The sequence below is a fragment of the Roseobacter sp. HKCCD6576-2 genome, assembly GCF_013179285.1.
Taxonomy (GTDB): domain Bacteria; phylum Pseudomonadota; class Alphaproteobacteria; order Rhodobacterales; family Rhodobacteraceae; genus Rhodophyticola; species Rhodophyticola oceani.
This window is the reverse complement of sequence record NZ_WVNW01000004.1, coordinates 261,333-273,597: the sequence shown is the minus strand read 5'-3', so window position 1 is coordinate 273,597 and position 12,265 is coordinate 261,333. Positions and strand designations below refer to the sequence as shown.

Here is a 12,265-nt window from a genome sequence, read left to right as displayed (position 1 = left end):
AGGATCAGACCGATGACTCGCATCGTTTATGTGAATGGCGATTATCTGCCGGAAACCGAGGCCAAAATCTCGATCTTCGACCGCGGCTTCTTGTTTGCCGATGGGGTTTATGAGGTGACCTCGGTCCTGGATGGCAAGCTGATTGATTTCGCAGGCCATGCTACGCGGCTCGAGCGGTCGCTCAATGAGCTTGAGATGCAGACGCCGGTGACGATGGACGCGCTTCTGGAGATTCACCGCGAATTGGTCGCGCGGAACGAGATCACCGACGGGCTTGTCTATCTGCAGATCACTCGCGGTGCAGCGGCGGATCGGGACTTTGCGTATCCGGCCGAGGATACCCCTCCGACTATTGTGCTGTTCACCCAGAACAAACCCGGCCTTGCGGAAAGCCCGGCGGCGAAGACGGGGATTAAGGTGATCTCGATCGAAGACCAACGGTGGGGGCGCCGCGATATCAAAACCGTGCAACTGCTCTACCCGTCGATGGGCAAAATGATGGCCAAGGCGGCGGGGGCGGATGACGCCTGGATGGTTGAGGATGGCGCAGTGACCGAGGGCACCTCCAACAATGCATATATCGTCAAGGGCAACACCATCATTACCCGGCATCTGGGCAATGAGATTTTGCATGGGATCACACGCGCAGCGGTTTTGCGCTTTGCGCGAGAAGCGCAGATGAAGGTCGAGGAGCGCGCCTTTACCATGGATGAGGCGAAAGCCGCGGACGAAGCCTTTGTGACCTCGGCATCGACTTTCGTTATGCCGGTTGTTGAGATCGACGGGCAAGCTGTTGGCGCCGGCGTGCCAGGGAATGTGGCCTCCCGGCTCCGCGAGATTTATCTCGACGAAAGCCGGAAAGCCGCGATCTGACCTGTCTTATGGAACGGTCGTGATCATCAAGTTTGCGTTGATTGTGTCGGCGGTTGTCAGCCCTGTCAGGCGCGCGACAACGACGCTCACACCGTCCGGCGTGTTCAGCAATACCTCCAACTCGCCAGCTCCATCCTGATAGCTGAGATTTGAGGGGCCCATCGCATTGATTGAGCTTGGCAAGACCGCGTCGATGATGAGCTCGTCTCCCAGGGTCTCATAGTCGGTGATCGTGACATCACTAGTGCCATCGACATGCGCGACGCGGAAATCATCCTCACCTGCGCCGCCAGTCAGCACATCGCCATTGTCGGCAACGAGGGTGTCATCGCCTTCACCGCCACTCAGCGAGTCTGAGGTCGTGGTCAAGCTACCGGCATCGTCCCGTGCGTCCAGGATATCATTGCCGTCGCCACCGAAGAGTGTGTCATTCCCAAAGAAATCGAAGACCAAATCATCCCCTTCACCACCTCGCAGCAGATCATTGCCGAATCCACCATCTAATGTGTCATTGCCGATGCCGCCATTGAGACTGTCGTCGCCGGTACCCGCAAATAGGTCATCATTACCGTCGCCGCCGCTGAGTATGTCATTCCCGGAAGAACCGAACAGGAGGTCGTCGCCGTCATTCCCCGAAAGAGAATCGTTGCCCTCTTCCCCAAAGAGACCGTCGTTCCCGGCACCGCCAACCAACGTATCCGCGCCGAGATCTCCGGCCAGTTGGTCGTCACCCAGCCCGCCGCGGATGCTGTCATTGCCGAGCTCGCCATTCAGGTAGTCGTCACCCTCGCCGCCAAACAACGCATCATTGCCAAAGGCGCCATCAATGGTGTCGTTTCCATCCCCTCCATGGAGTGAATCTGCTTCGCCCGAGCCGGTGATAATGTCGTCACCTTCGAGCCCAAAAACTGTGTTCTGATCCAAGGTGGCTTGCAAAAGATCGTCCTCGGGCGTGCCAAGAACGGTCCCGTCTGCGACGGGCGGTTCCTCGACGGTCGGGTCTTCCGCACCGTCATTCGACGAATCATCGTCATCATTTATCAGTGCGGTAAGTGCGACCCCTCCCAGAAGGAGAGCAAGAATTGAAACTCCACCAAGCATTTTTAAGCCCCCAAGGTGTTAATACTCCAAGCCAATATGAGGGAGCTCTATGCTATTGAAAACTGGACAAATTGATCGGATTTCTCCTATTAATCAACTGTTTCGAGGACAATAATATCGCACGGCGTGGACCGTCCAAGAACTCGAAACGATCGCAGCGTCTTTTTTCAATTCTCTTTCAAAAGAGACGAATCATACGCGACCAATTCGACCGTATTGCCTTCAGGATCTTCTGTGAAAATCCCGCGCCAGCCGATCCACTCAAAATGCTCGACCCGATAGGGCAGGCCTTGCTCTTCATACCAGGCCATGACGGCCTCCTGCTCAGCATAGGGCAGGCTGAGCGCGATATGGTGGAGAGAAGAACGCGCGCCGGTTTCTGGTGCCGCGGGACCTGCAGGGTGGAGGCCCGGGCGTGCATTATAGGCTTTGTCGAATAGGGCGAGCACTGAGGTGTGGCCGCCAAACCCTTCGGCGATGCGGAAAAACACGATGCCAGATGTGGCATTGCCCGTCATGCGTTCAAGCCCGAGCGTCTCTTCGTAAAACGCGACCATCGGGCCCAAGTCGTTGCAGCGAATGGCGATCTCGCCAAGCGCGCGGATTTTGAAGTTCCGGCTCATCTAAGACGGTCCAAAATCCGGAGCGACGCGTAGCCATCCGGTGTCTGGCCGATGGAGGCTTGATAACGGCGCACCGCATCGATGGTTTCTGGGCCGACAATCCCATCGATCCCATTGGTCGAGAAACCGGCCCGGGTCAGGCGACGTTGAAGTTCTTCGCGCTCGTCTCGCGTCAGGGCGCGATCTCCGCGCGGCCAGGTTCCGCGGAAGCTGGCGCCGCCGATGATCCGGTCCGACAGGTGGCCAACGGCGATCACATAGGCATCGGCAGGGTTGTAGCGTTCGATCACGTGGAAATTGTCGAAAATCACCAAAACCACGCCTTGCGACCCGGCGGGCAAGAGGATCGAAGATCGGCCATGGTTGGGGATACGGCTGCCGTCGGGGAGGCGAACCCCCATGGAGTTCCAATGGCTTACATTTCGTTTGATGCGTTCGCCGGTTTGCGCATAGTCGAAACCGGTCGGCAGCGTCACTTCCATGCCCCAAGGCTGACCATAGGTCCAACCAAAACTCCGCAGATAGTTGGCGGTGGAGGCCAGCGCATCGGCGGGATTGTCAGACCAGATATCGCGGCGACCATCGCCGGTGATGTCGACGGCGTGTTGCAGATAGCTGTTGGGCATAAACTGGGTATGGCCCATCGCACCGGCCCAAGAGCCGGTCATCTGGTCCGGTTGTACGTCGCCGGATTGCAGAATGCGGAGCGCGTCGAGCAGTTGCGCTTCGAAGAAATCCTGCCGCCTGCCCTCATAGGCCAGCGTGGCCATCGCTTCTATGATGTTGATATCACCGCGAATATTGCCATAGGCGCTCTCCAACCCCCAGATCGCGGCGACCACTTCGGCCTCGACGCGATAGGTCTGCTCCACCTGCTGTAAGACACGTTGATGGGTGCTGACGGCGCTGCGGCCATTGCGAACCCGCGTATCTGAGACAGCGGTGTCGAGATAGTCCCACAGCGTGCGGTTGAATTCGGATTGGTTGCGGTCCCGGTTGATGACGGTTTCGTTCAACTGCACACCGCGAAAGGCGCGGTCGAGGGTATTTTGCGAGATGCCTGCCGCGCGGGCTCGGGTCTGAAACCTTTGAATCCATTGGCGAAAACTGGCGTCGTTTGCGCTCGATTGGGTCAGTGACACGGTCTGGGCCGGAGGTGTGACGCCGCGCGCAATCGGGCGGAGTGAACTGCGGATTGCCAGGTCGGTTTGCTGGGTCGAGACAGTGACCGATGGCACTGGGCGCGGTAGAGGTCGAAGCGATGCATCCGGTGGCAAGGCTAGGGAAGCCGTTGAAAATAAGCCGAAAAATATGCCGAAACCGGCCAGAACGCCCCGCATGGTTTTACCTGTTTTATCGCTGCTCTGCTCAGATCGGACTATAGCGTGAATAGAGCGACGTAAGAAGCAGAATGCGGATGATGGGCGAGGTGTTGCCGGGCGCGATAGGTTACAAAAAATCCAGAATTCTCGAAAAACCCAACTGTATCAGGCGTTTTCGTAACAATTCGTTAACCTTTTCAGCGCCGCTTGCGCAGAGCCTTCTTTTTGCCCTTTGCGGCTTTGGCCCGGGCCTGCCCAGCCTTCCGTCTCGGCGCTTTGCCGCGCCGGGTGCGGGTGGCGCTGTGGCGGATGGTTTCGCCATCGATGGAGACCAGTTCCAGCGTCAGACCGCCGGTCACCGGCACCGCTTCTGCGAGTTTCACCGTGACCTCCTGCCCGATCCCGATGACCAGGCCGGTATCGGCGCCCATCAACGTCTGCGCCTCGGCATCATGGTGGAAGTATTCCCGGCCCAACGCTCGCATTGGCAAGAGACCATCTGCGCCGGTTTCGTCGAGCTTCACGAAAGCCCCAAACCGGGCGATGCCGGAAATCCGTCCGGTGAACCCGGCCCCGACGCGGTCCGACAGATAGGCGGCGAGATAGCGGTCGGTTGTGTCGCGCTCGGCCATCATCGAGCGGCGCTCGGTGTCGGAGATGTGTTTCGCGGTTGCGTCTAGATGCTCGATCTCTTCGGGGGAGAGCCCGTCACGCCCCCAACCATGTGAGGAGACCAATGCGCGATGGACGATCAAATCGGCATAGCGCCGGATCGGAGAAGTGAAATGGGCATAGGCCTTTAGCGCCAGGCCGAAATGGCCGAAATTCTCCGGGTTGTAATAGGCCTGCTGCATAGAGCGCAGGGTGGAGATGCTGATCAGCTCGCTGAAATCGGTGTCATGGGCGGCGTTCAGAAGCGTGTTCAGATGCCGGGTCTGCAGCACCTGACCCTTGGCGAGGTTGAAGCCGCTGGCCTGGGCCGTCTCACGCAAGGATTCCAGCTTTTGCGGGTCCGGCTCCTCATGCACCCGGAACAGGAGCGGGGTGCGCTTGGCGATCAGCGTCTCGGCGGCGGCGACATTGGCCAGCACCATAAATTCTTCGATCAATTTGTGAGCGTCGAGCCTGTCTCTAAAGGCGACGGAGGTCACTGTGCCGTCCTCGGCCAGGGCGATCCGGCGCTCCGGCAGGTCCAACTCCAAAGGCTGGCGCGCGGCGCGGGCGCGTTTCAGCGCGGCATAGGCGGCGTAGAGCGGCGCGATCACCGGGTCGAGCAGCGGTTGGCATTTGTCGTTGGGGGTGCCGTCTTGCGCCTCTTGCACCTCTTGGTAATTCAGCGAGGCGGCGGAACGCATGAGGCCCCGATGAAAGCTATGGTCGCGCTTGTTACCTTCGGCGTCGATTACCATGCGGACGGCAAGGCAGGCCCGCGGCACGCCTTCATGCAGTGAACAGAGATCACCGGAAAGCCGGTCGGGCAGCATAGGCACGACGCGGTCGGGGAAATAACTGGAATTGCCGCGTTTCTTCGCCTCGCGATCAAGCGCCGTTCCAGGGCGGACGTAATGCGCCACATCGGCAATCGCGACCCAGATCACATACCCGCCCTTGTTTTTCGGGTCGTCATCGGCATGCGCATAGCAGGCGTCGTCATGATCGCGGGCATCGGCCGGGTCGATCGTGACCAAGGGCATATCGCGCAGGTCATCGCGCCCCGACAGGCCGGCGGGTTTGGCCGCATCGGCCTCTGCGATCACCGCATCGGGGAAGCTGTCGGGGATGCCATGTTCATGGATCGCGATGAGCGAGACGGATTTCGGTGCGCCGGGGTCACCCAAACGGTCGGTGACGCGCGCGCGGGGCAGGCCCATCCGATGTTTCGGCCCGGCCTGTTCCGCCTCGACCAGCTCACCATCTTTGGCGCCATGAGTGGCGTCGGAGGCGACGGACCATTCCTTGTCATTGCCCTTAGCGATGGGCAGGATGCGTCCACCCTCGGCGGTTTTGCGAAAGACGCCGAGAATTTTGCGCGGGTTGGTGCCGATCCGGCGGATCAGACGGGCGACATATTGGTGATCTTCGCCCGTCACCTCTTGCAGGCGGGCGAGGATTCGGTCACCGCCGCCAAGCGCAGGATCGGTGGCGCGGGCGGAGAAGAGGATACGTGGCTCTGGCCCCTCGCCGTGCCATTCGAGCGGTTTGGCGAAGAGATCGCCCAGATCATCGGGTGGCAGCACCTGCAACACCGAGACAGGTGGTAACTTGTCAGGGTCGCGATAAGTTTTGCGGCGCTTTTCGAGGTGCCCCTCCTCCTCCAACTCCCGGAGCAGCTTTTTCAAGTCGATCCGCGCCGCGCCTTTGATGTGGAAGGCTTTGGCGATGTCGCGTTTGGAGGTCTGACTGGGGTGGTCAGCGATCCAGGCGAGGATGTCGGCTTTGGAGGGGATACGGCTCATGATCAGGAGGTAGCACGCGCAACCGGGCGCGTCATGCGCGAAGTCAGTCGTAGGCGGGATGTTCGAAGGGCAGTCTGTGTGGTTTCAGGCGAAGTAATCGGTCAGCACCCGGGCATAGACGCGTTTGAGATCGTGGATGTCCTGAATCCAGGCGCGTTCATCAACCTGGTGCATCCGGTGCCCGACCAGGCCGAATTCAACAACCGGGCAGTGCGATTTGACGAACCGGGCATCCGAGGTGCCGCCGGTTGTGGAGAGGGTGGGTGTTTGGCCGGTCTCTACGGTGACGGCATGCGCCACAAGGTCCGAAAGGGGGCCCGGCGGGGTCAGGAACGGTTCGCCGGAGATCTTGACCTCCATGGTGATGGTGGTGCCGGTTTCGGCAGCGACTTTGTTTGCCTCAGATTGGAGCCAATCGGTGAGCGAGGCGCCGGAATGGGTATCGTTGAAGCGCAGATTCGCGGTCATCCGGGTTTGCGCCGGGATCACATTGGAGGCGGTGTTGCCGGTGTCGATTGTGGTCACCGCGCAGGTGGACGGGTCGAAATGATCGGTGCCCTCGTCGAGCGTATGGGTCGAAAGGCGATGGGCAAGGAGCGCGACGGCGGGCATCGGGTTCAGCGCGCGGTCGAGATAGGCGGAATGGCCCTGTTTGCCGGTGACCGTGAAAAACGCGGTCATCGACCCTCGACGGCCGATTTTGATCATGTCTCCGATGGTTTCCAGGCTGGTGGGCTCGCCGACGATGCAAGCCGCCATCGCCTCGCCCTCTTCGGCCATCCAGTCGAGAATGGCGATGGTGCCATCGGTCGAGGTGCCTTCTTCATCGCCGGTGATTGCCAGGATGATTGCGCCGTCAGGGGGCGTATCTCGCACGAAATCAATCGCGGCGGCGACAAAGGCCGCGACGCCGGATTTCATATCGGTCGCGCCCCGGCCATAGAGCCAGCCATCGGCCTCTTCCGCGCCAAAGGGTGGATGGGTCCAAGCGGCCTCATCGCCGACGGGGACCACATCGGTATGACCGTTGAAACCGAGGGTCTTGGCGTGTCCCTTCCCGCCCCATCGGGCGAAGAGGTTGGGAATACTGTTCCGATCCACGCGAATGCTGATAAATCCTGCATCGGCCAGGGCGTCCTGCAGCAGATGCAGCGCGCCGCCTTCTTCGGGCGTGACCGAGGGGCAGCGGATCAGGTCAGCGGTCAAGCGCTGGGGGTCAATGGCGTCGGTCATGGCGGGGTCCTTGGGGGCGATTGTCGGCAAATCTAGCGATAACGGCGCGGCAAGATCGGCACAAGCGGCGGCCTTTCACACTGGGTTGCAATGCTTTGCCCCATTTTTGCCCAGATTTTGTCTCAAATAGAAAAAACGGCTGAGGCAGGCTGGCGGCAACGACCGCATTTGTATCGAGTTTTCCCAACCTACGCAGGAGATGCGAGGTTTTTTGGGATGAGTCTGCCAAGCCTGGAAGAGGCATGGGCAGACCAATATGGCGACAGCAGACGAGCTGACGATTCGCACAAATGCATCCGCAATGCAGATGGCGGAGGCGATTTTTGGCGGCAATATCACGATTGTGGATGCGGATTACGATGGGGATCGCAATTCCTCGGGGATCTGGAGCAATGGCGACAGTATCTCTGGCGGGTTGACCCCGTCGGATAGCGGCTTGGTTCTGTCGACCGGTCGCGTCCGCGATATCACGCGCGATGGTGGGGGTGACCCGAATACGCGCACCAACACCTCGACCAACACACGCGGTGACAACAACCGATCCGATTTCAACTCGGTGGCCGGAGGTAGGACCTACGACGCGTCGGTGATGGAGGTCGATTTCATCCCCGACACGGATATCTTGTCGATGCAGTTCACGTTCGCGTCGGAAGAGTATCCGGAGTTTACTGGATCGCTCTACAACGATGTGGTGGCGGTCTGGATCAATGGCCAATTGGTGACCTCGCCGATTTTCGAGGTCACGCAGATCAACTCGGTCAACCAGACGGAAAACGAGACACTGTTCGTCGACAACACTGGCGATGATTACAACACCGAGATGGACGGGTTCACTGTCACCCTACGGTTGTTGATCCCGGTGAATGAGGGCGAGGTGAACACGATCAAGTTTGGTATCGCCGATGTGGGCGATAGCAACTACGACTCAGCTTTGCTCATCGCGGGCAACAGTATCCAGGGCGAATATATCGCGGGCGATGACGCGCAGACGGTCTTTGAGACGCAGACCGCCATCGTCGATGTCTTGGCGAATGATGGAGACGGGGTTGGCGTGGCAATCGTTACGCATATCAACGGCCAAGAAGTGCTTCCAGGGGAGAGCGTTGACCTCAGTTCGGGCCATGTGATCACATTGCAGCCCGATGGCACACTGGCGGTTGCGCCGCCTGCCGATCTGGTTGGGTTGACCGACCCGGATGTGGTGAATTTCAGCTACACATCAGAAAACGCCGATGGGATTTCGGATACGGCCTTCGTCACGATCACGACGATTCCCTGTTTTGTGCGCGGGACCAAGATTTTGACCGATCGCGGAGACGTCTTGGTCGAAGATCTGCGTGTTGGCGACATGGTGGTGACGCGCGATCATGGCGTACAGCCCATTCGCTGGATCGGCAGCCGAGAGGTGGCCGCCGAGGGCCGCTTTGCGCCGGTTGTGATCGAGGCTGGCACCTTTGGTCGGCATGGCACCTTGCGCCTATCGCCTCAGCATCGGGTGATGATGACACATCACATGGCCGAGCTTCTGTTTGGCGAAGATGAGGTTTTGGTGGCGGCGAAGGATCTGGTCAATGACTGCAGTGTGCGGATCGAAGAAGGCGGCAACGTGGAGTATTTCCACCTGCTTTTTGATGCGCATGAGGTCATTTGGTCGAATGGGCTGCTGACTGAGAGCTTCTTGCCGGGGCCGCAGACCCTCCCGGGGCTTGATGATGGTATCCGATCTGAGCTTTTGGCGCTGTTTCCCGAAATCGACCCGGAGACAGGTTTGGGCTATGGGGCCTCCGCTCTGCCCAGCCTCCGTGGATATGAGGCACGGGCGCTGTTTGCATGAGCCCTGAAATTGCCGCAGTTCCGGTCAAATCCACCCACAATCCCATGCGAGATTGGTGGCAAGAAGAAGATGTTTGAGGTGGGTAAGATGAGTTGGATCGCCATTTGGGATGCGCCCGGGCAGATCAGAGGCCAGAAGGTCTCTGCGTCACGGCCCAGCTTGCCAGATCATCCACGCCATCCGATCACTTTGATCATCGAAGGTCGCTTGACCCGAGGAGGTGCCCGGCCTGTGCGGCTCTGGGCCGGACATGGCGATGCGACCGAACAGTTTGGGCTTTATCGGATGCCTGACGGAGCGATCCGCATCTACCATCGGGATCTTGAGATATCGACGGAGCCGGGCATGTTGGAGCCGGGGGAGACCTTCCTGCTGCACTATCATGCTGATGCCGACGGGCGCGAAGCGCTGGTCGATATTCAGAACCCCGATCGCGGGTTGCGATTGTTGCTGCGCCCGCATGTGAGCGCGCGTCCGCTCTTGGCCGATTTCATGCCGCAGACCGAACGGTATCTGGAGGCGCTGACCCTGGCGGCCGTCGCCACGCATGCGGTTCCTGTTGGCCCACTGCCCTGTTTCGAAAGCGGCACACCGATCAACACACCCGCCGGGCCTGTTCGGGTTGAGGATTTGCGCCCGGGGATGATCGTCAACACGTTGAACCGTGGCCCGCAAACCGTCCGGTGGGCCGGACAGCGCGAAGTCCTCTGTCAGGGATCTATGGCGCCGGTTTTGTTGCGCGCGCCCTATTTCGGCCTGACGCAGGATTGCCGAGTGTCACCGCAGCATCGGATTTTGATGGACGGCACCGATGTGGAATACCTGTTTGGCGAGGAACGTGTGTTCATTCGTGCCGGCGATTTGGTCAATGGCGTCTCCGCCAAGCGGGACTACACGCAGCCGACGCGTGTGTTCCATCATTTCCTTCTTGATAATCATGACTGTGTAAGTGTTGGGCGGTGCCGATTGGAGACGCTTCTTCTTGGCGATATGTTGAGTGCCAATGGCCGCAGCACCGGTCAACTGGCCGCAGCAGATGCGAGCCCGGATTACCCAACTCTAGACCGCGCTGCGGCGCAGAGTCTTTTGTCACTCATCGCGCAGCACAGACGTGTCGCGGCTTAAGCGTCGTTCTGCTTGCACCGGCATGACCCGGTTTGCACGGTTATGATGAAGAAAAGTGGTGCCGCTGATAGGACTCGAACCTACGACCCCATCATTACGAATGACGTGCTCTACCAGCTGAGCTACAGCGGCATCCAGGCGTTCTGTTAGCAAGCTTGTTCGGCAATGGGTAGCCCTAATTTCGGGCCGGCACGTCCGCGGTCTCGGTCCCGTTGGTCGGCTCGATATCGACGATGTCAGTGTCTGGCGCGTCCTGGTCAGTTGGGCCATCTTGGCTGATATCTTCGCTTGTCACCTCGGTGTCGCTGCTTTGGTTTTCCAACGCGCCAACGATCAGGGGGAGCATCTGTGTTGGACCCGAGAGGGCCGCCTCGCTTTGCGGCGCTTCTTCCCAGCTCAACGTATCGAACCGATCGCAATGGCCGCAGATGGGTTGCCAGTCACCATGCACATGGCCGCAGGCGGAGCAGGTCCATTGAGGTCCGCGCGAGGCGGTGACGGCTTTAGCCAGCCAAGCGCGGACCAGTTGATCCTCACCACCTTCGCCGCGCTCAATCGCGGCCATAATGGTCAGCGAGCGGGCACTTGGCTGGCTCTCTGCCAGATCGCCCAATGCTGCGCGGGCTTTCGGGAAATCCTCAGCCGCGATTTGTAATTCGGCCTCCAAGAGGCGCGTTTCCGCATGGCCCGGATGACGGGCCAGCAAGACCCGGAATCGTTTCAACCGCTCCGATGAGGTCTCCTCAGGCTCAATTGCGGCAAAGGCCGCTGCGAGGTCGGGATGTGGCGCGGCGTCCCAGGCTTTGCGGATGATCCGGGTCGCGAAGCGGGGTTTGCCTTCGTCAATCGCCATCCGGGCTGCCATGACTGCGGCGGGCACCAGATCGGGTGATTTACCGTTGGCATCGGAGGCGTCGCGTCGGGCCTCCTCGATCTTGCCATCGGCCAGCGCCTCACGGGCATGGGCCAAGGCCAGAACGGCATCGCGGCGTTTGTGCACGTCACGTGGCAGATTGCCGGCGCGCAGCTTGGCGGTCAGGGTTGCGCGCGCCCCGCGCCAATCTTCGGCCTGCGCTTGCAGTTGCAGCAGCGTGTCTTGCACTTCCTCATGCTGAGGCCGCAGCGCCAGCGCCTTCTCAGCCAGTTTCAAAGCCGTATCGGTATCGCCAGCGTCGAGCTTCTGCTTCATCAAGCCGCGTACGCCAACGAACCGGGTGCGATCGTCTTGCACAAGCTCTTTCAAGGTATCCGTGGCCAGGGCCCTGTCGCCCACCATTTCGGCGCCCTGTGCGACGATCAGATTGGTAATCTCTGGCCGGTGGAGATACCCCTCCGCCCTCTGCGCTTTGCGGATTGCCAGACGGCCTTCACCGGCTGCCAACGCCAGCATGCCATCGGCCAGCGCCTGATAGCCTTTTTGCTCTCCACGACGGTTGAAATAACGCGAAATCGCGGTTTCGTCGCCGTTGAAGAACCGCAACGTCGCGACCAGAAATCCAGCAATGCGCAGAACAAGCCACACGGCGAGCAGCAAGATCAGCGCCGCGAAAACAGCCGTCAGCGGGGTCAGCGCATATTCCCGGCCAGCAACTGTGATCAGGACCAGATCGCCCAGTTCCAGCAGATATCCCGCGCCAAGCGTCAGGCTGGCCACGATAACCACGAACACGATGATTTTGAGCAGGGACCATAACATCG

The 12,265-nt window shown here is 59.9% G+C and carries 9 protein-coding genes and 1 tRNA gene; 3 read left to right on the top strand and 7 right to left on the bottom strand.

Annotated features, from left to right (window positions below):
* The first annotated feature begins 12 nt into the window (after window positions 1-12).
* The gene (locus GTF44_RS16125; RefSeq protein ID WP_171560005.1) at window positions 13-873 is read left to right on the top strand and encodes a D-amino-acid transaminase; all 861 of its coding nucleotides are present in this window, start codon (window positions 13-15) and stop codon (window positions 871-873) included.
* A 6-nt stretch (window positions 874-879) separates the two neighbouring features.
* Here GTF44_RS16125 and GTF44_RS16120 read toward each other — a convergent pair whose 3' ends face one another.
* The 5 genes from GTF44_RS16120 to dapE all read right to left on the bottom strand — a co-directional run bounded on the left by GTF44_RS16120 (window position 880) and on the right by dapE (window position 7,608).
* Window positions 880-1,974: a calcium-binding protein gene (locus GTF44_RS16120; protein ID WP_171560006.1), complete on the bottom strand. Its 1,095-nt coding sequence runs from the start codon at window positions 1,972-1,974 to the stop codon at window positions 880-882.
* 167 nt (window positions 1,975-2,141) lie between these two features.
* Window positions 2,142-2,597, bottom strand: a complete 456-nt coding sequence (locus GTF44_RS16115) for a VOC family protein (RefSeq protein ID WP_171560007.1) — start codon at window positions 2,595-2,597, stop codon at window positions 2,142-2,144.
* Window positions 2,594-3,937 (bottom strand): lytic murein transglycosylase, encoded by a 1,344-nt coding sequence (locus GTF44_RS16110; protein WP_171560008.1) that lies wholly within the window; start codon window positions 3,935-3,937, stop codon window positions 2,594-2,596. Before GTF44_RS16110 ends, GTF44_RS16115 begins: the two co-directional genes overlap by 4 nt.
* Window positions 3,938-4,116: 179 nt before the next feature.
* On the bottom strand, window positions 4,117-6,375 hold the full coding sequence (gene rnr / locus GTF44_RS16105; protein ID WP_171560009.1) for a ribonuclease R: 2,259 nt from the start codon (window positions 6,373-6,375) through the stop codon (window positions 4,117-4,119).
* 84 nt (window positions 6,376-6,459) lie between these two features.
* Window positions 6,460-7,608, bottom strand: coding sequence for a succinyl-diaminopimelate desuccinylase (gene dapE, locus GTF44_RS16100; protein ID WP_171560010.1), 1,149 nt, complete (start codon window positions 7,606-7,608; stop codon window positions 6,460-6,462).
* 256 nt (window positions 7,609-7,864) lie between these two features.
* Here dapE and GTF44_RS16095 point away from each other — a divergent pair, with 256 nt between their 5' ends.
* Window positions 7,865-9,442: a Hint domain-containing protein gene (locus GTF44_RS16095; RefSeq protein ID WP_171560011.1), complete on the top strand. Its 1,578-nt coding sequence runs from the start codon at window positions 7,865-7,867 to the stop codon at window positions 9,440-9,442.
* Between the two features lie 87 nt (window positions 9,443-9,529).
* A complete protein-coding gene (locus tag GTF44_RS16090) occupies window positions 9,530-10,567 on the top strand; it encodes a Hint domain-containing protein (RefSeq protein ID WP_171560012.1) in 1,038 nt (345 codons plus the stop codon).
* 56 nt (window positions 10,568-10,623) lie between these two features.
* On the opposite strand, the gene GTF44_RS16085 is transcribed toward GTF44_RS16090, so the two are convergent.
* Window positions 10,624-10,699 (bottom strand) — tRNA-Thr (locus GTF44_RS16085).
* Window positions 10,700-10,742: 43 nt separating this feature from the next.
* Window positions 10,743-12,263 carry a heme biosynthesis protein HemY gene (locus tag GTF44_RS16080; protein ID WP_171560014.1) on the bottom strand — a complete coding sequence of 507 codons (1,521 nt, stop codon included), beginning with the start codon at window positions 12,261-12,263 and terminating at the stop codon, window positions 10,743-10,745.
* Between the last annotated feature and the right edge of the window lie 2 nt (window positions 12,264-12,265).

Excerpts from the sequence above, each read along its gene's own strand:
- GTF44_RS16115 (WP_171560007.1), bottom strand. The coding sequence starts at position 2,597 with ATGAGCCGGAACTTCAAAATCCGCGCGCTTGGCGAGATCGCCATTCGC.
- dapE (WP_171560010.1), bottom strand. The coding sequence starts at position 7,608 with ATGACCGACGCCATTGACCCCCAGCGCTTGACCGCTGACCTGATCCGC.
- GTF44_RS16090 (WP_171560012.1), top strand. The coding sequence starts at position 9,530 with ATGAGTTGGATCGCCATTTGGGATGCGCCCGGGCAGATCAGAGGCCAG.
- GTF44_RS16080 (WP_171560014.1), bottom strand. The coding sequence starts at position 12,263 with ATGTTATGGTCCCTGCTCAAAATCATCGTGTTCGTGGTTATCGTGGCC.
- GTF44_RS16120 (WP_171560006.1), bottom strand. The coding sequence starts at position 1,974 with ATGCTTGGTGGAGTTTCAATTCTTGCTCTCCTTCTGGGAGGGGTCGCA.
- GTF44_RS16095 (WP_171560011.1), top strand. The coding sequence starts at position 7,865 with ATGGCGACAGCAGACGAGCTGACGATTCGCACAAATGCATCCGCAATG.
- rnr (WP_171560009.1), bottom strand. The coding sequence starts at position 6,375 with ATGAGCCGTATCCCCTCCAAAGCCGACATCCTCGCCTGGATCGCTGAC.
- GTF44_RS16125 (WP_171560005.1), top strand. The coding sequence starts at position 13 with ATGACTCGCATCGTTTATGTGAATGGCGATTATCTGCCGGAAACCGAG.
- GTF44_RS16110 (WP_171560008.1), bottom strand. The coding sequence starts at position 3,937 with ATGCGGGGCGTTCTGGCCGGTTTCGGCATATTTTTCGGCTTATTTTCA.